This is a genomic window from Sphingobium amiense (assembly GCF_003967075.1).
Classification (GTDB): Bacteria; Pseudomonadota; Alphaproteobacteria; order Sphingomonadales; family Sphingomonadaceae; genus Sphingobium; species Sphingobium amiense.
Genome location: NZ_AP018664.1, coordinates 369,780 through 392,710, shown reverse-complemented (window position 1 = coordinate 392,710; position 22,931 = coordinate 369,780). Strand labels below are relative to the sequence as shown.

Annotated in this window: 31 protein-coding genes; 15 read left to right on the top strand and 16 right to left on the bottom strand. The window is 66.6% G+C overall.

Features of this window, described 5'->3' with window-relative positions; genetic code table 11:
- Positions 1 to 59: 59 nt before the first annotated feature.
- The 3 genes from SAMIE_RS01825 to SAMIE_RS01815 are packed head-to-tail and all read right to left on the bottom strand — an operon-like array spanning position 60 to position 990.
- The gene (locus tag SAMIE_RS01825; protein ID WP_066698294.1) at positions 60 to 263 is read right to left on the bottom strand and encodes a phage tail assembly chaperone; all 204 of its coding nucleotides are present in this window, start codon (positions 261 to 263) and stop codon (positions 60 to 62) included.
- Positions 260 to 586: a gene transfer agent family protein gene (locus SAMIE_RS01820; protein ID WP_066698295.1), complete on the bottom strand. Its 327-nt coding sequence runs from the start codon at positions 584 to 586 to the stop codon at positions 260 to 262. Before SAMIE_RS01820 ends, SAMIE_RS01825 begins: the two co-directional genes overlap by 4 nt.
- Complete coding sequence (locus SAMIE_RS01815; RefSeq protein WP_066698298.1) at positions 583 to 990, bottom strand: phage tail tube protein; 408 nt, start codon at positions 988 to 990, stop codon at positions 583 to 585. The genes SAMIE_RS01820 and SAMIE_RS01815 overlap by 4 nt, the downstream gene beginning before the upstream one ends.
- Positions 991 to 1,045: 55 nt before the next feature.
- Here SAMIE_RS01815 and SAMIE_RS01810 point away from each other — a divergent pair, with 55 nt between their 5' ends.
- Positions 1,046 to 1,372, top strand: a complete 327-nt coding sequence (locus SAMIE_RS01810; RefSeq protein WP_066698301.1) for a hypothetical protein — start codon at positions 1,046 to 1,048, stop codon at positions 1,370 to 1,372.
- Between the two features lie 179 nt (positions 1,373 to 1,551).
- Here the strand turns inward: SAMIE_RS01810 and gp17 are convergent, their stop codons facing one another.
- The 4 genes from gp17 to SAMIE_RS01790 form a co-directional block, all read right to left on the bottom strand.
- Positions 1,552 to 1,956 (bottom strand): tail completion protein gp17, encoded by a 405-nt coding sequence (gene gp17 / locus SAMIE_RS01805; RefSeq protein ID WP_066698304.1) that lies wholly within the window; start codon positions 1,954 to 1,956, stop codon positions 1,552 to 1,554.
- A complete protein-coding gene (locus tag SAMIE_RS01800; protein WP_174522205.1) occupies positions 1,953 to 2,135 on the bottom strand; it encodes a hypothetical protein in 183 nt (60 codons plus the stop codon). Before SAMIE_RS01800 ends, gp17 begins: the two co-directional genes overlap by 4 nt.
- Positions 2,132 to 2,677, bottom strand: a complete 546-nt coding sequence (locus SAMIE_RS01795; protein ID WP_066698313.1) for a head-tail connector protein — start codon at positions 2,675 to 2,677, stop codon at positions 2,132 to 2,134. Before SAMIE_RS01795 ends, SAMIE_RS01800 begins: the two co-directional genes overlap by 4 nt.
- Before the next feature lie 82 nt (positions 2,678 to 2,759).
- Positions 2,760 to 3,875: a phage major capsid protein gene (locus tag SAMIE_RS01790; RefSeq protein WP_066698400.1), complete on the bottom strand. Its 1,116-nt coding sequence runs from the start codon at positions 3,873 to 3,875 to the stop codon at positions 2,760 to 2,762.
- A 161-nt stretch (positions 3,876 to 4,036) separates the two neighbouring features.
- Between SAMIE_RS01790 and SAMIE_RS01785 the strand changes: the two genes are divergently transcribed.
- Both SAMIE_RS01785 and SAMIE_RS24040 read left to right on the top strand, forming a co-directional pair.
- A complete protein-coding gene (locus SAMIE_RS01785; protein ID WP_332003896.1) occupies positions 4,037 to 4,495 on the top strand; it encodes a phytanoyl-CoA dioxygenase family protein in 459 nt (152 codons plus the stop codon).
- Positions 4,496 to 4,505: 10 nt separating this feature from the next.
- Positions 4,506 to 4,709: a hypothetical protein gene (locus tag SAMIE_RS24040; RefSeq protein ID WP_332003894.1), complete on the top strand. Its 204-nt coding sequence runs from the start codon at positions 4,506 to 4,508 to the stop codon at positions 4,707 to 4,709.
- 1 nt (position 4,710) lies between these two features.
- On the opposite strand, the gene SAMIE_RS01780 is transcribed toward SAMIE_RS24040, so the two are convergent.
- Entirely contained in the window at positions 4,711 to 5,112 is a 402-nt protein-coding gene (locus tag SAMIE_RS01780) for an HK97 family phage prohead protease (protein WP_066698316.1), read from the bottom strand.
- A gap of 155 nt (positions 5,113 to 5,267) precedes the next feature.
- A complete protein-coding gene (locus tag SAMIE_RS01775) occupies positions 5,268 to 5,582 on the bottom strand; it encodes a DUF6127 family protein (protein WP_066698402.1) in 315 nt (104 codons plus the stop codon).
- Between the two features lie 46 nt (positions 5,583 to 5,628).
- On the opposite strand from SAMIE_RS01775, the gene SAMIE_RS23250 reads away from it, so the two are divergent.
- Positions 5,629 to 5,802, top strand: coding sequence for a hypothetical protein (locus SAMIE_RS23250; RefSeq protein ID WP_162849021.1), 174 nt, complete (start codon positions 5,629 to 5,631; stop codon positions 5,800 to 5,802).
- Here SAMIE_RS23250 and SAMIE_RS01770 read toward each other — a convergent pair.
- Both SAMIE_RS01770 and SAMIE_RS01765 read right to left on the bottom strand, forming a co-directional pair.
- Complete coding sequence (locus SAMIE_RS01770; protein WP_066698318.1) at positions 5,799 to 6,935, bottom strand: phage portal protein; 1,137 nt, start codon at positions 6,933 to 6,935, stop codon at positions 5,799 to 5,801. The two genes, SAMIE_RS23250 and SAMIE_RS01770, sit on opposite strands and share 4 nt — an antisense overlap.
- Positions 6,936 to 7,077: 142 nt before the next feature.
- The gene (locus tag SAMIE_RS01765; RefSeq protein ID WP_066698320.1) at positions 7,078 to 7,416 is read right to left on the bottom strand and encodes a hypothetical protein; all 339 of its coding nucleotides are present in this window, start codon (positions 7,414 to 7,416) and stop codon (positions 7,078 to 7,080) included.
- 341 nt (positions 7,417 to 7,757) lie between these two features.
- Here SAMIE_RS01765 and SAMIE_RS01760 point away from each other — a divergent pair, with 341 nt between their 5' ends.
- Positions 7,758 to 8,489, top strand: a complete 732-nt coding sequence (locus SAMIE_RS01760; RefSeq protein WP_083952405.1) for a DUF695 domain-containing protein — start codon at positions 7,758 to 7,760, stop codon at positions 8,487 to 8,489.
- A gap of 58 nt (positions 8,490 to 8,547) precedes the next feature.
- On the opposite strand, the gene SAMIE_RS01755 is transcribed toward SAMIE_RS01760, so the two are convergent.
- Entirely contained in the window at positions 8,548 to 9,855 is a 1,308-nt protein-coding gene (locus tag SAMIE_RS01755; protein ID WP_066698323.1) for a DNA-packaging protein, read from the bottom strand.
- 200 nt (positions 9,856 to 10,055) lie between these two features.
- Between SAMIE_RS01755 and SAMIE_RS01750 the strand changes: the two genes are divergently transcribed.
- Both SAMIE_RS01750 and SAMIE_RS23245 read left to right on the top strand, forming a co-directional pair.
- On the top strand, positions 10,056 to 10,277 hold the full coding sequence (locus tag SAMIE_RS01750) for a hypothetical protein (protein WP_066698326.1): 222 nt from the start codon (positions 10,056 to 10,058) through the stop codon (positions 10,275 to 10,277).
- A gap of 405 nt (positions 10,278 to 10,682) precedes the next feature.
- Positions 10,683 to 11,186, top strand: a complete 504-nt coding sequence (locus SAMIE_RS23245) for a hypothetical protein (protein ID WP_232037344.1) — start codon at positions 10,683 to 10,685, stop codon at positions 11,184 to 11,186.
- Positions 11,187 to 11,237: 51 nt separating this feature from the next.
- Here the strand turns inward: SAMIE_RS23245 and SAMIE_RS01745 are convergent, their stop codons facing one another.
- The 4 genes from SAMIE_RS01745 to SAMIE_RS01730 all read right to left on the bottom strand — a co-directional run bounded on the left by SAMIE_RS01745 (position 11,238) and on the right by SAMIE_RS01730 (position 13,993).
- A complete protein-coding gene (locus SAMIE_RS01745) occupies positions 11,238 to 11,690 on the bottom strand; it encodes a hypothetical protein (RefSeq protein WP_408641253.1) in 453 nt (150 codons plus the stop codon).
- Positions 11,691 to 11,741: 51 nt separating this feature from the next.
- Positions 11,742 to 12,275: a hypothetical protein gene (locus tag SAMIE_RS23685; protein ID WP_232037343.1), complete on the bottom strand. Its 534-nt coding sequence runs from the start codon at positions 12,273 to 12,275 to the stop codon at positions 11,742 to 11,744.
- Positions 12,276 to 12,429: 154 nt separating this feature from the next.
- Positions 12,430 to 13,077 carry a glutathione S-transferase family protein gene (locus SAMIE_RS01735; RefSeq protein WP_066698329.1) on the bottom strand — a complete coding sequence of 216 codons (648 nt, stop codon included), beginning with the start codon at positions 13,075 to 13,077 and terminating at the stop codon, positions 12,430 to 12,432.
- Between the two features lie 148 nt (positions 13,078 to 13,225).
- A complete protein-coding gene (locus SAMIE_RS01730; protein WP_066698330.1) occupies positions 13,226 to 13,993 on the bottom strand; it encodes a hypothetical protein in 768 nt (255 codons plus the stop codon).
- A 176-nt stretch (positions 13,994 to 14,169) separates the two neighbouring features.
- Between SAMIE_RS01730 and SAMIE_RS01725 the strand changes: the two genes are divergently transcribed.
- From SAMIE_RS01725 to SAMIE_RS01690, 8 genes are all read left to right on the top strand, one after another.
- Positions 14,170 to 14,808 carry a YqaA family protein gene (locus SAMIE_RS01725; protein WP_066698332.1) on the top strand — a complete coding sequence of 213 codons (639 nt, stop codon included), beginning with the start codon at positions 14,170 to 14,172 and terminating at the stop codon, positions 14,806 to 14,808.
- An 8-nt stretch (positions 14,809 to 14,816) separates the two neighbouring features.
- Positions 14,817 to 16,463 carry an apolipoprotein N-acyltransferase gene (lnt, locus tag SAMIE_RS01720; protein WP_126516706.1) on the top strand — a complete coding sequence of 549 codons (1,647 nt, stop codon included), beginning with the start codon at positions 14,817 to 14,819 and terminating at the stop codon, positions 16,461 to 16,463.
- A 60-nt stretch (positions 16,464 to 16,523) separates the two neighbouring features.
- Complete coding sequence (gene metK, locus SAMIE_RS01715) at positions 16,524 to 17,729, top strand: methionine adenosyltransferase (protein ID WP_066700804.1); 1,206 nt, start codon at positions 16,524 to 16,526, stop codon at positions 17,727 to 17,729.
- Positions 17,730 to 17,975: 246 nt separating this feature from the next.
- Entirely contained in the window at positions 17,976 to 18,155 is a 180-nt protein-coding gene (locus SAMIE_RS01710; protein WP_126516705.1) for a hypothetical protein, read from the top strand.
- A gap of 217 nt (positions 18,156 to 18,372) precedes the next feature.
- Complete coding sequence (gene trmB / locus SAMIE_RS01705; RefSeq protein WP_066700805.1) at positions 18,373 to 19,068, top strand: tRNA (guanosine(46)-N7)-methyltransferase TrmB; 696 nt, start codon at positions 18,373 to 18,375, stop codon at positions 19,066 to 19,068.
- Between the two features lie 166 nt (positions 19,069 to 19,234).
- Entirely contained in the window at positions 19,235 to 21,415 is a 2,181-nt protein-coding gene (locus SAMIE_RS01700) for a TonB-dependent receptor (protein ID WP_066700806.1), read from the top strand.
- Between the two features lie 310 nt (positions 21,416 to 21,725).
- Complete coding sequence (locus SAMIE_RS01695; protein WP_126516704.1) at positions 21,726 to 21,959, top strand: hypothetical protein; 234 nt, start codon at positions 21,726 to 21,728, stop codon at positions 21,957 to 21,959.
- Positions 21,956 to 22,924: a helix-turn-helix transcriptional regulator gene (locus SAMIE_RS01690; RefSeq protein ID WP_066700807.1), complete on the top strand. Its 969-nt coding sequence runs from the start codon at positions 21,956 to 21,958 to the stop codon at positions 22,922 to 22,924. The genes SAMIE_RS01695 and SAMIE_RS01690 overlap by 4 nt, the downstream gene beginning before the upstream one ends.
- Positions 22,925 to 22,931 lie beyond the last annotated feature (7 nt).

Genomic DNA, 22,931 nt, shown 5'->3' with positions numbered 1-22,931 from the left:
CCCCTCCCCTTCAGGGGAGGGGTTGGGGTGGGGCAGCCCCCACGCACCAGCCTCCGGCCTCAATCCGGCATCGCCCCCATCAGCCGCGCCAACTCCGCGCCATCGACGCCCGCACCGCCGCCGCCTTCCTCATCGCCCCGCGCCGCGCGCAGCACGCAGGCCAGTTCCTGCGGCGTCGCGCGCCAGAACTGCTCGGGCCGCCAGCCCAGCAGCCATCCCGCCACGCCCGCCAGCCGCGCCGCGCCCTCGCCAAATCGCGTCATGTCCCCGCCAGTATCTGCCGCACGATGCTTTTGAGCGCGGGCGTCACCTTCGCGATCCCTGCCGCCACCACCGCCTCGCCCAGCGCCTCGCGCGTCAGGCCGCCGCGATCCACCAGACAATGCCAGAACAGCGCCACCAGATCGCCCAGCGACAGCCTGCCCTCCGCCGCCCGCTCGACCACCTCGAACAGCGGCCCCAGCTCCTGCTCCGCCGCCACCAGCGCGCCGAAGCTCGGGCGCAGCAGCAGCGCCTCGCCCCCCAGCTCCAGCGCCGCTTCCCCGCGCTCCGGATTGGCCGGGGCCGGATTCGCCGCCCCGCTCACAGGCTCACCACCGCGCCGGAGCTTTCGAGGCTCAGCGCATAATTGCGCTCGCCATTATAATCGCCCGCATAGTCGAGCCGCGTGACGAGGAATTTCCCTCGCATCCGCTCCCCGCTCTCGAAGCTCAGCTCATAGCTTTCGATGGTGCCCGACAGCGCATGGTTGCGGATGCGCACTTCCGCGTCCGATCCGGTGAACAGCCCCGCCGCCGACACGCTGACCGACCGCACGCCCGCGCCCGACAGCAGTTCGCGCCAGCCGCCCGAATCCTTGCTCGTGATGTTCACCGCCTCGCCGTTCACGGAAAGCTGCGTCGTGCGCATCCCTGCGACCGTGGCATAGGTTGCCGGACTGTTTCCGTCGCCAACCTTCAGCAAAAATGCACTTCCTTTTTCGACGCCCATGGCGCATCCTTTCTTTGGTCAAACCGTGCAAAATGCAGGATATGGAGAGGGTAAGATGTTCATTGCCGTTGCTTCGCTCGCGATGATGGCCGCCACCGCGCCTTCGGCCGATGCCGTGGGCACCGGGCGGAAGGATTTCACCAAATGCCTCTCCGCGCAGGTGCAGCCGGCGCTGGACGCCAAGAAGTCCACCGGCGATTTTCAGGCGTCGATCAAGAAAGCCTGCGCCACGCAGGAAGCCGCCTTCCGCGCCGCCATCGTCGCGCAGGACAAGGGCGACAAGATGTCCGACAGCGCGTCGGCATCGGACGCCGACGACCAGATCAGCGAATATGTCGACAAGATCACGTCGGAATATGAAGAGAGCAGCCGTCCGGGCTGATTTCCGCCCGAGCCGCTGAAAAAACCCCGTCACCCCGGCCCCCGAGCCGGGTCCAGCTTCCTTGCAGCCAAGGCCACCCCACGGGACGCCGCCCGCCTGCCAATCTCTCCCCTCGGGGAGAGATACGGAGCCTTGGCGGCGTCAGCCGCCTCAGGCGAAGTTGAGAGGGCGCGCGCCCGTCACCCGTCCCGCACCACCCGCACGCGATAATCCACCACCGCGCGCCATCCGCTCGCCGGCGCCGGCCCCTCCCGCGCGATGCGGGAGCGCACCAGCCGCGCGCTTGCCACGCGCCAGCCGTCCGCCGCCACCAGCCCCTGCATCGCCGGATCGACCCGCGCGATCATCGCCGCGAGTGCCGCCGCACCGTCCGCCGCCGCCACCAGGCCGACCGACAGGCGTATCTCACGCCCCTCCAGATCCTTGCCGCCCCAGTCGCTGCCGATACACTCGCCCGCAAAGCCATAAGGCGCCGCCGCGCGCGCAGGCTCCCCGTCATGCACGCCGTTGACCAGCGCCATCAGCGCCCCGTCCGCCCGCAGCGCCGCGATCATCGCGGCCCGCACCGCCATTTCCGCGCTCATAATCCTCTCCCCGCCTCGCGCAGGGCCAGATTACGCATCCAGCGCGCGCGCAGCCCCCGCCCGCCGATCCGCACCGCCTCGCCCTCGACATGCGCCTCGACCCCCGCGTTCGTCAGCGCCGCCGCGATCCCCTCGCGCCGCGCCTGCGCCCGCCGCTCCAGCAGCCGCGCGATCCTCATGCCAGCCGCATCCGGCGCCATGGCCGCCACAGCGCGCTCACCACGGCGGGCGGCGTGGCGCTGTCGCCCCCGCGCGCCAGATAATGTTCCGCCGCCAGCCGCACGACGCCCTGCCGCAGCGCCTCCGGCACCGCATCGGCATCGCTCGCCAGCCCCGCGCGATAGGTGACGGCCATCGTGCCGGAAAAGCCCCCGCGCGCGATGCGCACCCATCCCTCGCCATTGCCGTCGATGTCGACCGCATAGGCGTCGACCGGCAGCGGCGTCACCGCTCCGTCCGCGCCCACCGTCCCGACGCTCTCGATCGCCACCACGGGCCGCGCCGTCAGCCGCTGCCACGCGCCCGCCGCGCGCGGTCCGAACAGCGTCTCGCGCGTCTGCCGCACGATCAGCCACTGACCGGTGAACCGCTCGCACAGCGCCCCCGCGCCGCGCAGCAGCCCGTTCAGCACCGCATCCTCTCCATCCCCCGCGATCCGCAGATAGGTCTTCAGTTCCGCCAGCGACGCGGGCAGCGCCCCGTCCTCCGCATCCATCAGCATGTGGGCCGCCTCCCGCCGTCAAAGAAAAAGGGGCGCGGACCTGCCGCCCGCGCCCCCGATACCGTCCTTCCGTCCCGCCCTTTTACGAGGCGGAAAACTTCATCAACTTGATCGCTTCCGAGTTCGCCACGCCCCCGCCGACGCGCTTGACGGCGTAGAAGTGGACGAAGGGCTTGTTGCTGAACGGATCGCGCAGGATGCTCGTCTCGCTGCGTTCCGCGATCACATAGCCCGACTGGAAATTGCCGAACGCGATCGACAGGCTGTTGGCGGCAATGTCCGGCATGTCCTCGGCCTCGACCACCGGATAGCCCAGCAGCGTCGCGGGCCGCCCCTCCGCCATCGACGGCTGCCACAGGAACGCCCCGTCCGCCGTCTTCATCTTGCGGATGACCGCCAGCGTCGCGGAGTTCATGACGAAGCTCGCACCCTGCCGGTAAGGCGCACGCAGGCTCTGGATCAGGTCGATCAGCCGGTCCTGCGGATTGCTCGCTGCAAAAGCGCCCGCCGCGCCCGACGCCACATATTGCAGAGACCCGAACGCGCGCACCCCGTCCGCCTCATTGGTGGTGGTATAGGTCAAAAAGCCCTTGGGCTTGTTCGTCCCGTTGCCGCTGACGAAGGCCGCGCCCTCCGCCGCCGCGAACTCGCGGGCGATCTCGCTCGCCAGCCATCCCTCGACATCGAACTGCGCGTCGTCCAGCATCGCCTGACTGGCCGCCGGATTGGCGAACAGCTCGCCCGAAGGCGGCACGATCTCGTTGAAGGCGGGCGTGCCCGTTTCGGCCCTTGCGCCCGTCTCGCTCGCCCAGCCCGACACGATCCCGCCCGACGTCACCAGCTTGCGGTATCCCGCGCTGCCCGTGCGCACCACATTGGCGATGGCGCGGATCGGCGACAGCCCCTTGAGCGTCGATCCGATCAACTGGTCGATCTCGCGCGGCACGGCATAGCCGCCCGCAGCCCCCGACGCGCCCGAAAAGCTCTTCAGCTCGACGCCCGCTTCCAGTCCCTGCCGCAGATAGCGATCGACGAACGCCGCCCGCGCCGGATCCTCGACGCCGCCCTTCACCCCGTCGAGCGCGGGCCTGCGCGCGCTCAGCAAAGCCCCCTTCAGCGCCGCCACCTCCTGCGCCAGCCCCTCGATCCTCTCCCCCTGCGCCACCACGTCAAGGCTCGCTTCCAGTTGATCCGTCATGCCCGTCTCCACAAAAAAAGGCGGCCCGAAATGGACCGCCCACATGCTCCTCCCCCCTTGGGGGGAGGATACGAAGTCTTGGCAGCTTGGCTGCCCAGACGCAGTTGGTGAGGGGGGAGCGAGTGCTTGCCGCCCCTCCGGCCTTTGCTCATAAAGCGCGCATGTCCCTCACCCTCGCCGATCACGGCGCACAGCATATCCCGCTGGCGCTTGACGCCACCGCGCTCGCGTCAATGGAAAATGCGATCGCCTCCCTGCCCGCAAACCAGCCGGGCCAGCGCCTCACCCACCTTCCGGCGCTTGCCGCCCTTCTGGGAATGACAGGCCGGATCGGCCGTCACGCCGCCAGCCATCTGGGACCAAAGGCACAGCCCGTGCGCGCCATCCTCTTTGACAAGAGCGAGGCAAACAACTGGGCGCTCGGATGGCATCAGGACCGCACCATCGCGGTGCAATTCCGCGTGGATACGCCGGGCTTCGGCCCATGGACGGTCAAATCCGGCATCCACCATGTCGCTCCGCCCCAATCGCTGCTCGACAGGATGCTGACCTTGCGCGTGCACCTCGATCCCGTCGATGCGAACAATGCCCCCCCTGCTGATCGCGCCCGGATCGCATAGATATGGGCGCGTGGCCGAAGGCGAAGTCCTGTCCCTCGTCGAACGATGCGGCATTCAAAGCTGCCTCGCCGAACGCGGAGACATCTGGCTCTATTCCACGCCGATCCTTCACGCCTCCGACGCCGCCTCAAACCCCCGCCGCCGCCGGGTTCTGCAACTCGACTACAGCGCCGACCCGCTGCCCGGCGACCTTGAATGGCTGGGGATCGTCTGACTCACCCCTCCACCTTCACCACCCTTGCCAGCGGCTGCATCGGGTGCGTCACCACGCTCACCTCCACCAGTTCCAGCGCCAGCAGCTCGCGCGGCCTCGCGCCCCGCGCCGCCTTGACGCGATAACCGAAGCTGAGGCCATCCACCGCGCCCTCGACAAGCGCCGCCGCCGCCTCCCGCCCCGCAGCGCTCGACCGCGACACCCGCGCAATCACCCGCAGCCCGCGCGCATCTTCCCGCGCGCTCTCGACCGTGCCGATCACCGCGCCCGGCCCATGCTGCCACAGCAAAGGCACGCCCGCCGCCGCGATGTCGCCAAAGGCCCCCGCCCGCACCACATCGCCGCCCCGGTCCACCCGGTCGAATATCGCCGCATATCCGGCAAAGCGCAGGTCGCCTGCCATATCCCCTCCCTCCAAAGTCCAATGATGCCCGGTTCGTGCCGGGATTTGGTTCAGGATGAGCCGAAAATGGCGTCGCCCGAGAACCGGCGCGGAGCGTGCTCAATGCACGTGAGCACCGGAAGCGGAGGGCGATGCCGTTTGCAGGCCGTCCTGGATCAAAGACCGGTGCGAACCAATCCGACAAGTCCCGTCTTCACCGCGATCCCCAGCAAGATCAGCGCCATGGCGATCCTTGCCATCCAGCCGATCACCGCGCCGCGCGCCGCCTTCTTCGCGTCGCGCCACGCCGACAGCAGCTCGCGCAGTTCCCGCACATCGCCCTCCGCGCCGCGATCCGCCAGCCCCAGCCGCTCCAGCGCCCGGCCCGCGCCCCGCTCGCTCGCTTCTTCGATCAGCGCGCGGATCGTCACCATGTCGGCGACCTGCCCCTCCGCCTGCGCGACCAGCCGCGCCAGCATCTCATCCTTCATGCCGCCCTCCTTCCCAATGCTTGCCCCAGCGCCTATCTGCGCCGCCATGAAGCGCGCGCGCCGCAAAGTCCTGATCCTGATCGCGATCCTCGCCCTCGCCGCGCTGGGCTGGCATTTCGGCCTCGACCGCGCCGCCGACTGCTGGACGCAGGGCGGCACATGGGCGTGGGACGGCGGTTTCTGCCGCCTCGACACCCTGCCGCAGCGCGCGCCCGACTAAAGCCCCAGCATCGCCTTCTTCTCGTCCGCCGACAGAAAATCCGCCGCCGCTACCCGCTCCCACAAAGCCGCCCGCTCGTCCGACAGCGCAGGCACCGCGTCCAGGTCCGCCTCCACCGCGACGCCCGGCCACCAGCCGCTCAGACCCTGGCTCAATCCGCCGCAGATCTTCGCCACCAGCGGCAGGATCGCCTGCCGCCACAGCGCCTTGTTCGCCTCGCGATAATTGGCGTAGCTGTTGTCGCCGGGCAGCCCCATCAGCATCGGCGGCACCCCGAACGCCAGCGCGATCTCCCGCGCCGCCGCGCTTTTCAGCCCCACAAAATCCATCTCGGCGGGCGTCAGGCTCATCGCCTTCCAGCTTAAGCCCCCCTCCAGCAGCATCGGCCGCCCGGCATTGGCCGCGCCCGCGAAGGCCGCCTCCATCTCGCGCTTCACCCGCTCATATTGCTCGGGCGACAGCACCGATCCGTCGCCCGGCTCATAGACCATCGCGCCGCTGGGCCGCGCCGCATTGTCCAGCAGCGCCTTGTTCCAGACGCTCGCCGCATTGTGGATCGCCACCGCGCCCGCCGCCGCGCCGACGCAGCCGAGGCCATAATGATCGTCGAGCGGATGGAGCGACTTCAGATGCAGCACGCTCGTCCGCCCCGCCGCATCCTCCGGGTGCAGCCGCGTCACGCTCTCTCCCACACGATAGAGATAGGCGGCGGGCCAGCCGCGCGCGTCCGCCTCCACACTCACCCGCTCGGGCCGCAGCGCGAAAAGTTCGGCGGGCATCCCGTCCGCGCCGCCGATCACCTGAACATAGGCGTTGCCGTGCAGCAGCAGATGGCAGGCCAGCGTCTCGATCAGCCCCTGTCCCGCCGAAGCCCGCCCGACCAGCGCGAGGATGCGCGCGCCGTCCCCCGCGCCCATCGTATCGGCGGTCCGCACCTTGATCTGGCACGCCCCCGCGCCCTCCGACACCAGCCGCATCGCCCGTTGCGCCACGGCATTGCCCATCACGCCCGCGCGCACCTGCGCCTCATAGCTTGCGGGCCACTCCCCCAGCGCCACCGCCCCCGTGCCCCATGCACGCGCCAGCACCGGCCGCGCATCGCCCGCGGCCGCCTTCGTCCCGAACCATTTCATGCGGATGCTCCCCAAAATGCAAAAAGCCTCCCCACAACGGAGAGGCTCCAAAAAACAAACCCCTCCCGCACGCGGGAGGGGCAGCGAGACTTGGCGGCTCTGCCGCCTTAGTCACAGCGGGGTGGGCCAGCGCTACGCCGCGTCACCGATTCCTCGCCAGCACCCGATCACAGGTCGCGTTCGTGCCCTCGCTCTTGCCGATCAGGCGGCCCGCGACCGCACCGGCGCCCGCGCCCAGCAGAGTCTCGCCGACGCTCCCGCCCGCGAGCAGGCCAACGCCCGCGCCGCCCGCCGCGCCGATCACCGTGCCCTTGTCGCGCCCTTTCTTGCCCTGCAGCAGGCAGTAGCGCACATCGTCCCGATCCCGCGGAGCCGCCCGCGCCACCCGCGCCCGCTCCTTGCTGTTGAGGGACGCCGCCATGACAGGCGTGGCCACCACCGACACACCGACCAGAGCCGCCAGCATGGAAACCTTCTTCATCGCACTTGCTCCGTTGAAATTCATCTGGATCAAGAACGATGACGCGACGGCGCGGGTTCCACCCTTCTCCACATGGGGGAGAAGGATACGAAGCCTTGCCGCACGGCGGCTAGGCGAAGTTGGATGAGGGGGCGGCGCAACGCCCACCGTCATCCCTGCCCCCGAGCCGGGCCCGCTTTCCAAGCGATCGGAAACAAGCGGGATGCCGGGCCAAGCCCGGCATGACGAAGGAGGGCAAGAAGCGACCACTGTAGGTCAGCCGCATAAGCAATTGCGTATCCTCAAAGCTCCCATATAGACCTACATCGCAGGTAATCATTCTCAATCAACGAGATGTGCAGATGTCCGACAATTGGAATTTTTATGCTCTCCTTGTCGATGACGAGCCAGCGTCGATCTTTGTCGATCTCGGGGTCACGAAAGAAACGCAGATCGCTGATTTTCCGATTATGGCATATTTACGCGTCAGGATGAATAATCCCCGGCCGGATGGGTTATCCAGTCAAGACGAATACGATAGTCTGATTTCTTTGGAGAAAGACGTAGCAGAAGCAGCAGAACGCACCGGGAAATATCTTTATGTTGGGCGGAATACGTCAAGTGGGAATCGAGATTTTTACTTCTACTCGCAAAATGAATTGATCGGAAATTTCTTTGGAAAGGCTATGAAAAATTGGCCGTCCTATGAATATCAGACTGGCTGTCGCCGCGATAAGGAGTGGTCAACGTATTGGCGCTTTCTTTATCCATCACCAGAAGATTTTCGACGCATAGGAAATCGAGATGTTGTCGATCACCTACTGAAACAGGGCGACCATATAGATGAACCCCGAACAATTGATCATTTTGCCCTATTTCCTTCGCGAGAGGCCAGAAATATCTTTGTCAAACATCTCGCCGCAAAGGGATATGCTGTCATAGGAGAGGCTGACGCTACAAACGGCGAATTTCAGGTCACGTTCGATAGGATCGATCGGCCAGATCAAATCGATGATGTGACAATCGATCTCTTCAGAGCGGCGCGGGATAGTGGCGGTGAGTATGACGGATGGGGCTGCACCATCGTGAACTGAACGTCTGCTACTGTCGATTTCTAGCGCAAAGCCGACATTCCGCTCTCCCCCCCATCCCTCACATCCCCCTGACCCGCGCCTCGCCCACTCTCCCCAGCATCAGCTCGCTCATCGCCCACACCAGAGCGTCGGCGCGATCCGGCGAGCGCCCCGGCCCGACATAGCCGCCCCCCGCCAGCAGCCCGCACATCTCGTCCTCCAGCGCCGGGAAAGCCCCGCGATGCGCCACCCGCCCGGCCTCGTAGAGCGCCGCCACCGGCTCGGCCCGCGCCGCCTTCCCCCGGCTCGCATGGACCAGCCGCACCGGCAGCGCCGCTTCCGCCGCGCGCAGCACGCTTTCGACCATCTGCCCGCCATTATTCGCTTCGGCCACCACCCGGTCCGCGCCATGCACCATCGCCGCCGCAGCGACCGCCCGCGCCCAGCCTTCGGGCCGCTGCCCCTCGACGCTCGCGTCCGCGATCACATAGCCGCGCCCGTCGCCGCCCACGCCCGCCACCACGATCCCGCACGCATCGCCCCCCGCGCTCGCGGGCGGATCGACCGCCACCACCACGCGGGCCAGCACGCCCGGCACATGCGCCACCCGGCACCGCTCGATGAGGTCGCGGGTCCACAGCGCCCCCTCCACCTCCTCGATCAGCTCGCCGTCCAGCTCCTGCCGCCCCAGCCTTGTCCCGCCATAGGCCGCCGCCATCGCCGCGACGAAGCCGGGCGCGAGGTTCGCTTCATTCTCCGCCGTCGCGCCCTTCGTCACGGCCACGCCGTCCCCGCCCACCAACCGCCGCACCAGCGGCACCGGCCTCGGCGTCGTCGTCGCCAGCACGCGCGGGCGCTCGCCCAGCCGCATCCCCATCATGAGGTTATCCCACGCCGCCTCGCCGCCCGCCCATTTGGCGATCTCGTCGGCCCAGCCATGGCTGAACTGCGGCCCGCGCAGCCCTTCGGGGTCCGCCGCCCCGAACAAAGTCGCCACCGCGCCATTGGGCCAGGTCAGCCTGCGCAGCGCCGGGGCATAGTCGGGCCGCGCCCACCATGGCGCGATGCTCAGCACGCCCGAAGCGCCCTCCACCATCACGCTGCGCGCCTCCCCCAGCGTCGCGCCGACCAGAGCGATCCGCGCCGCCGGGTCGGCTTCCGCGACCGACCGCACCCATTCCGCCCCGGCGCGCGTCTTGCCGAAGCCGCGCCCCGCCATCATCAGCCACACGCGCCAGTCGCCCTGCGGCGGCAGTTGCGCCGCCCGCGCGAGGAACCGCCATTCGGTCAGCAGCCGCTCCGCGCCTCCCGCGTCCAGCCGCGCCAGCAGCGCCGCCCGCACCCGCCCGTCCGCGCGCGCCAGCCATTCGCTGTCCGAAACCCGCATCGCCCTCCCTTTCCCCGATCCGTCAGCATCACGATCCGCCGCCCGGGCGGCACAGCCCGCCGCGCCTCTGTTTCGCGCCTGTAAACGAACGGAATTTCCGTGTTGCAGCAATAAAATGTCATCGTCCGTTGCTGGAACTCAGCCTGCGCCAGCGTCATTTCTCCGGCTTCCTACCGCAACCGCGAAGAAGGATTTCGCCGATGAAAGACACCCCTGCCGACCGTCCGAAGACCCAGCCCGCCCGCCGTCCGGGCCGCCACGAAATCGTCTCGATTCTGGGCGCCATGCTGATCGTGGGCGGCGGATCGCTCGCCGCGGGCTATGTCTCGCACCGCCCCGACCCCGTAAAGCCCGCCACCGGCACCGCGCAGGCACTCGCCCTCGCCAGCACCGACCCCGCCAACACCACCGACGCGCGGTAGGCGCCAACGCTGCGCACTCTCCACCCCCGTCACCCCGGACTTGATCCGGGGTCCAGCTACCCCCCCAGAAAGCGGGATGCCGGGTCAAGCCCGGCATGACGGGGATGGAGCGCGACGCCCTCATCCTCCTCTCGCAGGGGAGGTGCCCGACCAAAGGTCAGACGGAGGGGCATCCCGCCGATGAGCGCAACACCCTCTGGCCCCGCACGCACCTTTGCCGTTCCCACGCCAGTTTGCAGACCGGCACCGCCCTCCTCCTCCCCCGTCACCCCAGCGAAGGCTGGGGTCTCAGGCGTTCAGAGGACAAGGTGCGGGCGCGCATCGCCTTGGAACGGAGCATATCCGGCAACGGCCAGAAAAGCGGATATGGCGGAATTTCAGCCGACCTGCTAACCTGCGCGGGTGTTGAAGCGCATGGTCCTGAAAGGTGCAGCCCTATCCGTTGCTCCATGCCTTATTGTGATTGCGTGTCTCTGGCCATTAGGCTTCTTCTTCAGCTACAGCTATGCCCCTTGCGAGGACGATGGTTGGTTACAGATAGTCAGCCGCATTGTCATGCCACTGGCTTTTGCCGTTGCAGCTTGGCTTATGTCTCGCGCTGCCAGGAAGAACCTCTGGAGATATTTCTTCTTCGCCGCTGCTGTTGCTTCTGCAGCTTTCCTTACGACTTGGCTCGCCTACCAATATAATGCGCGCAGCCAAAAAATCTGCGCCGGGCGAAGTTTGTCGGAGGCCGTGCAAGCATGTCAAGCAGATCCAAAATATGTTGGACGCGGCACAAGTCCCTACGGCAATCCAACATTCTCATTGGTCTCACCCGGCATCACGGATGAAGCTCGACAGTGTTTACAGCGCTGGAGCTACCATAACCAATCACCATCTCTCGTGGTGGACAGGAGTGCCCGTTAGAAATAGGCGGTCATGGACGAAGTGGGCGTCCGCTGTATCCTATCTTCCCCCTCAATAAGTCCGGCTCGTCACCTTCCCCGTGCCGTCCGGCAATATCTCGATCAGGTGCGCGCTGTCATTGTCGCATTGCGCTTTCCAGCCCGGCACGCCCGGCCGCACGTCGACGCGGGTCGATGCCGTCACGGCGGGGCAGGCCGCGCCGCTCGCCTTGATCGCGCGTTCGAGGACGATGTTGCGCGTGGCCTCGTCCAACTTGGCGACCTCAGCCGCCGCGCCCGTCTCCGCGCCCGCCGCCCCGCCCGCCGCAGCGCCCGCATTGGCGAGCGTCGGCTGCTCCGCTTTTTCGCCGCATCCCGCCAGCGCGCCCGCCAGCATCAGTCCCGCCATCGCCCAGATCCGCATATCCGTCCTTCGTTCAGCCGCGCCCGCATCGCCAACGCGCACCGCACGATAGAGGTCCGCGCGCGCCTGTCCATCGAAGGCTGTCCAATCAAAGGCTTTCATCGAAGCCTGTCCATCATAGCCCGTGCACCCCCGCCGCGGATCGACCGCGCGTCAAGCCCCCGCCGCCGCGCGCTTCTTCGCGATGGCAGCCATCATCGCCTTGACCTGCGCGACCGCTTCCGGGCTGTCGGGCCGCGCCCCGCCGCCCGGCCCGCCTCCGCGCCGCCTCGCGCGGCTCTGCGCCACCTTGTCGCGATAGGCGAGGAACAGGCGCAGCGCGACCGTCAGGTTGGGCGCGCGCTTGACCTTGCGCGCCTTGACCGCGCCGTCCGCGCCGGTCGTCACTTCCTCGCTTTCCGCGCCGAACAGCGACGCGCGCATCAGCAGCAGCTCGATCTCGGCATAGCCCTCGTCCCTCGCCTCCTCCCACGCCCGGTCGAAGGCGGGATCGGCTCTGCGCTTGCGGTAAGCGCCCGCGCGGCACCGCCCGACGACGCGCGCCGCCTCGCTCGCGTTGCAGGTTTCGGCCAGTGTTTCGAGGAACAGTTGCTCCTCCTCCTTCGTCCAGCCGTCGCTGCGGCGCTTGCGCTGTTGCAGCTTCGCCGCGCCGCCCGCACGCTGCTTTCCGATCGCCGCATTCTTCATCTCCGCCCCTCCCGACCGCTGCACCAACGCAAAAGGGCCAGCCCTCTGCAGGACCGGCCCTTTTGCGTCGCCGCATCCGGCGACTCACAATTTTCCACTATGCCCATCCCTGCCAGAACAGCGTGACGCTGTCAAGCAGAAAGTGCCATATAGGTTATTTCGCCTTCATCGCCGCGATGATCGGCGCTTCCTCCGCCAAAGCCGCCGCGACGCTCGGCCGCGCCTTGACCGCCGCCAGCCACGCCGCCGTCTTCGGCCAGCGCGCCGGGTCCAGCCCGTCCGAAACATAGCCTGCATTGATGAGCGGACACGCCGCCGCCAGATCCGCCAGCGTGAAGCGATCCTCGATCAGCCAGCCGCTATCGGGCATCACGCTTTCCAGATAATCGTAGATTTTCGGCATTTCCTCGGCCTCGGCCCTGTCCGCCGCGGCCAGATCCGGTTCCAGCTTCATCAGCTTGGCCACAGCGCGGTTGAAGAACATCTTCGCGCCCGCCGCCTGCGCGATGGTGTCGCCGAACTCCTCATACCAGATCGTCCGCGCCCGCGCCTTCGGCTCTGTCGGGATCATCTCATCGCCGGGCTTTATGGCATCCATATAGGTTATGATCGCGGTCGAATCGCACAGCAGGAAATCGCCATCCTCCAGCGCCGGAATCTTGCCGAAGGGCGATCCTTTCAGATAGCCCTCCGCTCCGCGCCCGAAGCCCGCCGTCACCACCTCGGCCTCGATCCCCTTCTCGCTCGCGAACGCAATGACCTTGCGAACGAAAGGCGACGGCCGCGCCCCATGGATAATCATGCCTGCTCCTCCTTCATCATGGTCGGATCTGCCTGCCGCGCACAATGCCTGCTCAGTTCCGATTTGCAACCCGATTTCTCCGCATTATCGTTCCGTATCCGAAACGATAATCAGCGCGCCGCCGCACCTGTCCACTTCGCTGTCGCCATCACTCGCCCGCCCCCGGCCCGTCGGCGGGCACCATCGTGCGGGTATAGTCGATGCGGATGCGCACCCAGCTTCCCACCATCGCCTTGCCGTTGACGCGGGGCGGCAGGACCAGAAACTGCCACGCCGCCAGCCGCACCGCCTTGGCAAAGCCCGATCCCAGCGGCGATTCGCCCAGCGTCTGACAGTTTTCGACATGATAATGGTCGACCGTCTTGCACGCGACCAGCCCCCAGCCGCGCGCGGGCGCGTCCTGCGGCAGATAGGGCGAAAGCTCGGCATTGGTGGGCCGCCGATACCATTCCGCCTCGAACAGTTGCACGCCACCCGGCCCTTCGCCCGGCCCGGCGACCGCCTTGCTGTCCCCCTGGCCCGATCCCGCCCCGGCAGCGCCCTTGGGCAGGCTGCCGATGTCGGCGGCGGCCATCTGCTCGCGGTTCAGCGTCAGGAAGGGGAAGGGCGAAGGCGGCTGCTCGGCGGGCTTTTCGACCGGGATCGGCGGGCGAACCACCGGCTCGGCGGCCTTTTCCGGCGCGGTCTTCTTCTGCTCGCGCTCCTGCGACTTCTCCGACTTGGCCTTCGCCTCCTCGCTCTGCCTGCCCGCTTCGGTGTCGAAGGTCACGGGCAGCCGGTCGTCCTGTTTGGGCGGCTCGAAGCGCGGCGACAGGGTGAAGAGCGCCAGCAGCAGCAGCAGGTTGAGCACCAGCGCAAACGCCAGCCCGCCCGCGCGCTGCCGCACCTTGGCCCAGGGAATCGGAGGGATGTTCAAATGAAGCGACCGGACAAGCAGAAGAAGGCGTCATGCCCAGACGGCGCGGGAAGGTCAACGCCGTAGGCCGGGAGGCCAGAGGCGCAAAAGACTCCCGGCAGGCCGGAGGCGTCTCCGCCCACGCTGCACCTGCGAAAGCGCTGGCGACCCGAAACGATCTCGGCTAGGCGCGGGACATGCTGACGAAGCTCTACCAATGGACGCTCGCCAAGGCGGCGCACCGCCATGCCGAACGCTGGCTCTTCGCGATCAGCTTCATGGAATCGAGCTTCTTTCCCATCCCGCCGCACCCGCTGCTGGGTCTCATGTGCCTCGCCCGGCCGCAAAAGGCGATTCGCTTCGGGGTGATCTGCACCCTCGCCTCGGTGCTGGGCGGCCTGTTCGGCTATGCCATCGGCCATTTCCTCTATGAGGCGCTGGGCCAGCAGATACTGGACGCACTGGGCCTTGCCGCCAAATTCCCGGTCGCGGCCTGCTATCTGCGCGATTACGGGGCGGAAATCATCCTTATCAAGGGCGCGACGCCCATCCCGTTCAAGCTCATCACCATTACGGCGGGCTTCGTCGGCCTTTCGCTCTTCACCTTCCTCTGGGCCAGCATCGTCAGCCGCGGGGCGCAGTTCATCCTCGTGGGCTTCCTGTTCTGGAAGTTCGGCGCACCGATCAAGGCCTTCATCGAGAAATATCTCGCCCTCCTCTCCGCCGCCTTCGTGCTGCTGGTGGTGGGCGGCTTCCTCGCCGCGTCGATGCTGTCGGGCGGCAGCGACAAGGGCGACCGATGCTCCAACGCCACCATGGCGACCCTCGGCCGATAGAGACGCCGATGCGCGCGCTCCTCGCCCGGCCAAGGCTCGCTGCGCTGGCGGCGGGCACCCTGTCCGCCACGGGGTTCGAGCCGCTTGGCCTCTGGCCCGTCTCCCTCGCCTGCCTCGCGCTGCTGATGCTGCTGATCGAGCAGGCGCCCGACCGCCGCGCCGCTTTCGCACGCGGCTGGCTGTTCGGCCTCGGCCACTTCACCCTCGGCCTCAACTGGATCGCCCACGCCTTCACCTATCAGGACGCGATGCCGCACTGGTTCGGCTATGGCGCGGTCGTCCTGCTCTCGCTCTATCTCGCCGTCTATCCAGGCGCCGCGACGCTGGGCGCTTGGTGGCTGGCCCATTCCGCAATTCTGAAAAGCCCCTCCCCTTCAGGGGAGGGGTTGGGGTGGGGGCTTGCCCCAAGCGCTGCGTCCGGTCGAGAGGCCCCACCCCCAACCCCTCCCCTGAAGGGGAGGGGCGAATTGACTCTCCCCCTCCTCTTCGCCGCCACATGGCTCCTTGCCGAATATCTGCGCGCCACGCTCTTCACCGGCTTCGCATGGAACCCGCTCGGCGTCAGCCTGCTGCCGACCGGCATCGCCATCGCCGCGACCCTGATCGGCACCTACGGCCTCGGCGCGCTCGCCATCCTCGCCGCCGGATCGCTCCTCCTCGCCCTCCGCCGCCAGTTCCGCCCCGCCGCGATCCTCGGCGCTCCGCTTGTCGCCCTCGCGACATGGGGCCACATCTCCCCCGCGCCGCCCACTCCGCCCGGCGCACCCCGCGTCCGCATCGTCCAGCCCAATATCGGGCAGGACGAGAAATATTCGGTCGAGGCGGAATATCGCCACTTCCGCACCCTCGCGATGCTCTCGGGCCAGCCGCGCCCCGCCCCGCGCCTCCTCTTCTGGCCCGAAGCCGCGATTCCCGCCTATCTCGACATGGAACCCGACTGGCGCGCCCGCCTCGCCGCGCTGCTCGGCCCCGGCGACCTGTTGATGACCGGCGCGGACAAGGTTTATTTCAGGCCCGTCACCGAAAAGGGCGTCACCACCCAAAAGCTCGCAGGCGCGAACAACAGCCTCTGGATCGTCACCCCGCGCGCCACCATCGCGGGCCGCTATTCGAAGGCACACCTCGTCCCCTATGGCGAATATCTGCCGATGCGGCAGATACTGACCCCCCTCGGCCTTTCCCGCCTCGTCCCCGGCGACGCCGATTTCTGGCCCGGCCCCGGCCCGCAGAGCCTGACCCTGCCCGCCGCCACCGGCCGCCCGGACATGAAGATGGGCGTCCAGATCTGCTACGAGATCATCTTCTCAGGGCAGGTCATCGACGCAAAGAACCGCCCCGCCTTCCTCTTCAACCCTTCCAACGACGCATGGTTCGGCAGCTGGGGTCCGGTCCAGCATCTCGCGCAGGCCCGCCTCCGCGCGCTGGAAGAGGGCGTCCCCATCCTCCGTTCGACGCCGACCGGCGTTTCCGCCGTGATCGACGCGCGCGGTCAGGTGCTCCGTGCGCTGGGCCTCCACCGCGCGGGCTATCTCGAATCGGGCCTGCCGCCCGCGCTCCCGCCCACCCTGTTCGCGCGGCTCGGCAACCTCCTGCCGCTGCTCTTCGCGGGCCTGCTGCTCGCCGCCGCCATTGCATCCCGGCGCGCCGCCCGCTAAGGCGTCGGCTGCACATAAAGATTTCTTTATACGCAGACACAGCATCAGACTGGAGCAACCATGCGTTCGAACTATCTCTTCACCTCGGAATCGGTGTCCGAAGGCCATCCTGACAAGGTCGCCGACCAGATCAGCGACGCTATCGTCGACCTGTTCCTCTCCAAAGACCCCGAAGCCCGCATCGCCTGCGAAACGCTGACCACGACCCAGCTCGTCGTCCTCGCGGGTGAAATCCGCTGCAAGGGCGTCTATGAAAATGGGGAGTGGGCACCGGGCGCGAAGGAAGAAATCGAAAAGGCCGTCCGCGATACGGTCAAGCGCATCGGTTACGAGCAGGACGGTTTCCACTGGGAAAGCTTCCGCTTCGAAAACAACCTCCACGCCCAGTCTGCCCACATCGCGCAGGGCGTCGATGCGGCGGGCAACAAGGATGAGGGCGCGGGCGATCAGGGCATCATGTTCGGCTTCGCCTGCGACGAAACCCCCGATCTCATGCCCGCGACGCTAGATTACAGCCACAAGATCCTGGCGAAGATGGCCGCCGACCGCCACTCGGGCGCGGCCCCCTTCCTGGAGCCGGACGCCAAGAGCCAGGTGACGCTGCGTTTCGAAAACGGCAAGCCCGTCGCCGCCACCGCCATCGTCGTCTCGACCCAGCACGCGCCGGGCTACGACACCGGCGACAAGGAAGCGGAACTCAAAAATTATGTGAAGGGCGTCATCGCGGACGTCCTGCCCGCGAACCTGCTGTCCGATGCGACCGTCTATCACATCAACCCGACCGGCAGCTTCGAGATCGGCGGACCTGACGGCGACGCAGGCCTCACCGGGCGCAAGATCATCGTCGACACCTATGGCGGCGCATCCCCCCATGGCGGCGGCGCGTTCAGCGGCAAAGATCCGACCAAGGTCGACCGCTCGGCCGCCTACATCACCCGCTATCTCGCGAAGAATGTCGTCGCCGCCGGCCTCGCCACCCGCTGCACCATCCAGATCGCCTATGCGATCGGCGTTTCCGAACCGCTCTCCCTCTATGTCGACACCCATGGCACCGGCACGGTCGGCGACGACCGGATCGAGGACGCGATCAAGTCGATCTCGGAACTGGGCGGCCTCACCCCGCGCGGCATCCGCACGCATCTCGGCCTCAACAAGCCGATCTACCAGCCGACTGCCGCCTACGGCCATTTCGGCCGCAAGCCCGAAGGCGACTTCTTCCCCTGGGAAAAGACCGACCTCGCCGACAAGCTCAAGGCCGCACTCTAACCCCTCCCGTCCACGGGAGGGGCAGCGAGACTTGCGTCCGCGCAGCGGCCGCTAGTCGCAGCGGGGTGGGCAAAAGCCTCGTCGAAAAGGGCGTCGCAGCACTCCGCCGCGACGCCTTTTTCCTGTCGGGAACATGACGAAAAGTTCATTGGTAAAGCCCGTCCGCCCGGCCCATAAAGCCGGTGTCGGGCTCGTCCCCCTGTCGAGCCCGGCACCTTCAAAGTCTTCACTCCTCGGAGATTCTTGATGACCCGGATGGTTGCCACCGCCCTTCTCGGCCTTGCGCTCACCCTCGGCAGCGCCGCTCCTGCGTCTGCCGCACCATGCAAGGACGCCAAGGGCAAGTTCGTCAAATGTCCCCAGAAGGCGCCCGTCAAAAAGGCGCCGTGCAAGGATGCGAAGGGTCGCTTCATCAAATGCAAGTGATCTGACGGACTGATCGCGTGGCGGGCGCGGCTTTCAGCCATTCGCGCCCGGCAGCACACACGGCCGTTCCCCTGACCCCGTCGGCCAGCCATCGACCGATCTGCCCCTTCCTGTGTCCCTGCCTCCTCTTGGGACGTGGGGAGGGGCAGTCCGGTTTTCCGGCCCGATCCCCGCCGCGGCTTGCCCGCGTCGCTCTCCGCCGCTATCGGCGCACCCCATGACAGCGCACAAGTCCGGCGATCCCACCACGCTCAACCGCCTCTATGGCCGCCAGTCCGGTCCCCGGTTGCGCAAGGGCCAGCAGGAACTGGTCGACACCCTCCTCCCCGCGCTGTCCGTGCCGGAGGAAGGCGAAGTCAGCGCCGCCTCCCTCTTCGGCACCGACCGCCCGCTCCATTTCGAAATCGGCTTCGGCGGCGGCGAACATCTCGCCTGGCGCGCCGACCTGCTGCCCGACCATGGCTTCATCGGCGCGGAGCCGTTCCTCAACGGCGTCGTGCAGGCGCTCGGCCATGTCCGCGACGGCGGCCTCGCCAATGTCCGCCTTCACATGGGCGACGCGCTTCAGGTGCTGTCCCGCATTCCCGACGGCGCGCTCAGCTTCGTCTATCTCCTCCACCCCGACCCATGGCCCAAGGCGCGCCATGCCAAGCGCCGCATGATGAACCCCGGCCCGGTCGCGATGATCGCGCGAAAGCTCAAGCCCGGCGGCGAATTTCGCTTCGGCACCGACCATCCGGTCTATCTGCGCTGGGCGCTGATGGTGATGAACGGCCATCCCGATTTCGAATGGCTGGCGAGCGAGCCGAAGGACTTCCAGAACCGCCCCGGCGGCTGGCCAGAAACCCGCTACGAAGCCAAAGCCCGGCGTCAGGGGCATGAGGTCTGGTATTTCCGCTACCGGCGGATCTGACCCGTCCGGCTCGATCCCGACGACCGGGCATCGACAAAAACAGCATATCTGAACGGGATACGCATAGCTGTCAGGTCTATGCAAGGTTCATGGCAATTAATGCCGCCCACAGCAAACATAACGATTAGCTGGGGGGTAGAATAAAATGATCCATGAACGTTTAGACGTGAACATTCCGCAGAACTGCGTCGAATTTTCCCACTATAAGTCGACCGGCAACCGCGCTTTCCGCCGCGCCGCACTGGCCTGCGCCGGAATCGGGGCGATGCTGGCCTCGGGCGCGCTCGCGCAGACAGGCCCGTCACCCGACTCCGGCAATGCGGCGGAGCCGGAAATCTTCGTCACCGCGCAAAAGCGGGAAGAGCGGCTGCAGAAGGTGCCGATCTCCATCGCCGTGCTCAGCGGCAAGACTCTCGACAAGCAGCCCTCGGGCGGCACGCTGGAAGCGCTGCTTCAGGTGCCCGCCATTTCGCAGACCAACAACGATGCCGGCAATCTTACGCAGGTCACCATTCGCGGCGTGGCGCCGGGGGTGCCGTCCGGCGCTGGCGGCCCCACCACGGGCTATTATATCGACGCGGTGCCCTTCGCGCTGATCCGCGCCGCGACGGTGCCCAATACGAACAGCTACGACATGGCCCGGATCGAAGTGCTGCGCGGCCCGCAGGGCACGCTTTACGGCGCGAGCGCGCTCAACGGCGTTATCCGCATCATCACCAATGACGCCGATCCGTCGAAGTTCGAATTCAAGGCGCGCGGCGGCGTCGCGACCACCTCAGGCGGCGACCCCAGCTTCCGCGCGGATACCGCGATCAACATTCCCCTGATCGAGGACAAGCTCGCGCTGCGCGCCGTCGCCGATCTCGAAAGCATCGGCGGCTGGGTCAATCAGCCTGCCCGCAACAAGAAGAACGCCAACAGCGCCCTCAACCGGAGCCTGCGTTTCAAACTGGCCGCGCTGCCGAGCGATGACCTCAGGATTGATCTTGGCGCATGGTTCGAAAGGGACCAGTGGGACAGCGGCGATTATTCCGACAAGAACGGCAATCAGTTGTCGACCGTCGCTCAGCCGGGCAAGACGAAGTTCAACCTGTATAGCGGCAAGATTACCTACAACCTGCCCTTCATGTCGATTTCCAGCTCGACGGGCTATCTCGATTTCGACCAGCCTTTCTCCAGCGATTTCAGCTATGTCACCGGCTACACCACGCCGATTCAGTTGAACGCCTCGTCGCCGACGAAAGTGTTTACCGAAGAACTGCTGTTCAACTCCGCAGGCTCGGGGTCGTGGCGCTGGTCGGCAGGTGCCTTCTACCGGAACGCGCGGGGCCGGGTCGATTTCGTGGTGCCCGGACTGCTGCCCGGACCGCTCTATTCGCGCGACTCCTCCGAATCATACGCCGCGTTCGGGCAGATCACCCGCACCTTTGCCGATGACACGTTCGAACTGACCGGCGGCCTGCGCTATTTCCACGACACCTCCACGACAGAGGTTCTTTCGGGCGGCTTCCTGCCCGCCTACAAGGCCGTCGCCAAATTCAACAAGGTCACGCCGCGCCTCACGCTCACATGGCTCCCGAGTCCCGCCTTCACTGCCTATCTCTCCTATTCGCAGGGGTTCCGCAGCGGCCTCAATCAGGGGGCGCTTGCGCTCGCGGCGTCGCCGGGCCTGCTCCCTGCAAAGGCCGATACGCTCAACAACTATGAAGTCGGGGCCAAGGGCACCACGGCGGACGGCCTGCTGTCGTTCGACGCGGCGGTCTATTATATCAAATGGAACGACGTGCAGCAGCTCGGCCAGATCTTGTATAATGGCGCCTACACGCCGGCCGTCGCCAACGGTCCTTCCGCCAGCGGCATGGGCACCGATCTCACTCTGACCCTGCACCCGGCGGCAGGTTTTCAGCTCGGCGGCAGCATCGGCTATAGCGGCCTGAAGCTCGACGCGGATATTGTGCAGGAAACGCCCTATGTGGTTCTGGCCAAAAAGGGTGACAGAACGGCGAACTCCCCGGCTTGGACCGGCAGCGTTTTCGCCAACTACACCGCCCCGCTGAGCGACAGTCTGGACGGTCGCCTGAACATTTCGGCCACCTATCGTTCCGAAGTGAATTTGCGGATCTCGCAAAGTAACGACAACGGCGTGGCCGCTGCCGTCTATTCCAGCGGAAAGCCGCTGATCGTGAATGCGAATTTCGACATTTCGACGCACGATAACAAGACATTCTCGGTCTATGTTCAGAATCTGACCAACTGGAACGGGCTGACTTCGGCACCGGCGGTGGAATCCCTCAGCTTCCGCCCCCGTCCCCGCACCATCGGCGTTCAGTTCGAAGCCAAATTCTAAAAGACCGTCGCACCGACGATCGGGTAAAACCGGCAACAGAAGGCCCGGATGCATCGACAGGGTGCATCCGGGCCTTCTGCCGTTTTTTTTCGAACCCGTCCCCTTTCCTATGCCTGTCCAGGCGGGCGAGAACGCCTCTGCGATTGCGGCGCGGCGGTGTGTGCCCCTTTCTATAAGCGTCGCGAATATATTTTTTCGCCGCGCTGCGGCTCGCGCGCGGGGTTGGGCCGGGCGGCATTCGCCATTCCTTACCAATCTAGTAGTAAATCTTGTTGGACGCTTTTTCCAGCATGTCTAGACAGGCTCCATAATGTCCAGACATCCTTCCACCCGCTTCCACCGCCAGCCCCCCGCCACGGCACGCGCGCCGCGCACCCTTCGCCCGGCATGGCTTGACGAACATCGCGACAGGGGCAACCATGCCGCTTTGCGTTTCACGTCGCCCGTCGATCCCGGCCAGCCCCTGACGTCGCCGACCGCCCGGCCCGTCCATGGGTTCGCGCGAACGACATCGACGCCAGAAGGAAGAGGAGCCGTGTCGTGAACGCTCAATCCGGCCTCGATCCGTCCGCCATCGGCGGCGTTCCATCCGGAGCGACGGCGCTGGCCAGTTTCGCGTCGGCGGGCGTCCTCTCTCCCACGGGCCGGGGCCGCGGTCTGCGGCAGGCCGTGTCCGTGCGGCAGGGTCTGACCGTGGCCAGCGCCGATGTCACGTTCGAACAGGAAACCGACCTCCGGATCGAATGCCCCGGCGCATTCCTCCGCTTCCACTTCCGTCTGGAAGGCGACAGCGTCGTATCCGGGGAGCGCGGCGAAACATCGCAGGTCAGCGCCGGGACGATCCTCGTCGTCGCCCACCCTGTCGACAGCTACAAGCGCGAAACGGTCGGCATCGACACCACCGAACGCTCGGTCACGCTGATCTGCAGCAAGGATTACGCCACCGAACTGCTCGGGCCGACCGATGGCATGCCGCCGTTCGTGGGCGAATATCTGCGCAACGAAATATCCGGCCTGTCCCTTCTTTCGCGCCCCATGCCGCCCAAGGTGCAGCCGATCGTCGAGGATATTCTCAAGCCCAAACTGCCGGGCAGGCTCGGCGACATGATGGTGGAGGCCAAGGCGCTGGAACTCCTCTGCTATACCGTCCACCGCCTCCTCCACGTCTCCGATGCCGGTCCGACGGTCCGCGAGCGCGACCGCAAGCGCGTCAGGGATCTGTGCGCCATTCTCGACCGCGATCCTTCCGCCTCGCTTTCCATCGAGATGCTCTGCCGCGAACTGGCGTGGAACGACACGCAGATGACCGAATGTTTCAAGGCCGTCACCGGAACGACCATCTCCAACTACCGGCTTCAGGTGCGGATGCGCCATGCCCGCAGGCAACTGGAGGAAACCGACTCCTCGATCACGCAGATCGCCTATGAGGCAGGCTATGAATATCCCGGCAATTTCACCACTGCATTCCGGCGCACCTTCGGCATTCCGCCGCGGGCCTTGCGGTCATAGCCATGTG

Bases quoted from the DNA above. Each gene is read 5' to 3' on its own strand.
- SAMIE_RS01765 (WP_066698320.1), bottom strand. From the start codon at position 7,416: ATGAAGAAGGTTTCCATGCTGGCGGCTCTGGTCGGTGTGTCGGTGGTG.
- SAMIE_RS01795 (WP_066698313.1), bottom strand. From the start codon at position 2,677: ATGCTGATGGATGCGGAGGACGGGGCGCTGCCCGCGTCGCTGGCGGAA.
- SAMIE_RS01710 (WP_126516705.1), top strand. From the start codon at position 17,976: ATGACCCGGATGGTTGCCACCGCCCTTCTCGGCCTTGCGCTCACCCTC.
- SAMIE_RS23250 (WP_162849021.1), top strand. From the start codon at position 5,629: ATGAAGCGCGCGCGCCGCAAAGTCCTGATCCTGATCGCGATCCTCGCC.
- metK (WP_066700804.1), top strand. From the start codon at position 16,524: ATGCGTTCGAACTATCTCTTCACCTCGGAATCGGTGTCCGAAGGCCAT.
- SAMIE_RS01815 (WP_066698298.1), bottom strand. From the start codon at position 990: ATGGGCGTCGAAAAAGGAAGTGCATTTTTGCTGAAGGTTGGCGACGGA.
- SAMIE_RS01695 (WP_126516704.1), top strand. From the start codon at position 21,726: ATGTCCAGACATCCTTCCACCCGCTTCCACCGCCAGCCCCCCGCCACG.
- SAMIE_RS01755 (WP_066698323.1), bottom strand. From the start codon at position 9,855: ATGCGGGTTTCGGACAGCGAATGGCTGGCGCGCGCGGACGGGCGGGTG.
- SAMIE_RS01780 (WP_066698316.1), bottom strand. From the start codon at position 5,112: ATGGCAGGCGACCTGCGCTTTGCCGGATATGCGGCGATATTCGACCGG.
- SAMIE_RS01750 (WP_066698326.1), top strand. From the start codon at position 10,056: ATGAAAGACACCCCTGCCGACCGTCCGAAGACCCAGCCCGCCCGCCGT.
- SAMIE_RS01825 (WP_066698294.1), bottom strand. From the start codon at position 263: ATGACGCGATTTGGCGAGGGCGCGGCGCGGCTGGCGGGCGTGGCGGGA.
- SAMIE_RS01810 (WP_066698301.1), top strand. From the start codon at position 1,046: ATGTTCATTGCCGTTGCTTCGCTCGCGATGATGGCCGCCACCGCGCCT.
- SAMIE_RS01775 (WP_066698402.1), bottom strand. From the start codon at position 5,582: ATGAAGGATGAGATGCTGGCGCGGCTGGTCGCGCAGGCGGAGGGGCAG.
- lnt (WP_126516706.1), top strand. From the start codon at position 14,817: ATGCGCGCGCTCCTCGCCCGGCCAAGGCTCGCTGCGCTGGCGGCGGGC.
- SAMIE_RS23685 (WP_232037343.1), bottom strand. From the start codon at position 12,275: ATGAAGAATGCGGCGATCGGAAAGCAGCGTGCGGGCGGCGCGGCGAAG.
- trmB (WP_066700805.1), top strand. From the start codon at position 18,373: ATGACAGCGCACAAGTCCGGCGATCCCACCACGCTCAACCGCCTCTAT.
- SAMIE_RS01785 (WP_332003896.1), top strand. From the start codon at position 4,037: ATGTCCCTCACCCTCGCCGATCACGGCGCACAGCATATCCCGCTGGCG.
- SAMIE_RS01735 (WP_066698329.1), bottom strand. From the start codon at position 13,077: ATGATTATCCATGGGGCGCGGCCGTCGCCTTTCGTTCGCAAGGTCATT.
- SAMIE_RS01760 (WP_083952405.1), top strand. From the start codon at position 7,758: ATGTCCGACAATTGGAATTTTTATGCTCTCCTTGTCGATGACGAGCCA.
- SAMIE_RS01800 (WP_174522205.1), bottom strand. From the start codon at position 2,135: ATGAGGATCGCGCGGCTGCTGGAGCGGCGGGCGCAGGCGCGGCGCGAG.
- SAMIE_RS01790 (WP_066698400.1), bottom strand. From the start codon at position 3,875: ATGACGGATCAACTGGAAGCGAGCCTTGACGTGGTGGCGCAGGGGGAG.
- SAMIE_RS01770 (WP_066698318.1), bottom strand. From the start codon at position 6,935: ATGAAATGGTTCGGGACGAAGGCGGCCGCGGGCGATGCGCGGCCGGTG.
- gp17 (WP_066698304.1), bottom strand. From the start codon at position 1,956: ATGAGCGCGGAAATGGCGGTGCGGGCCGCGATGATCGCGGCGCTGCGG.
- SAMIE_RS01745 (WP_408641253.1), bottom strand. From the start codon at position 11,690: ATGAAAGCCTTTGATTGGACAGCCTTCGATGGACAGGCGCGCGCGGAC.
- SAMIE_RS01725 (WP_066698332.1), top strand. From the start codon at position 14,170: ATGCTGACGAAGCTCTACCAATGGACGCTCGCCAAGGCGGCGCACCGC.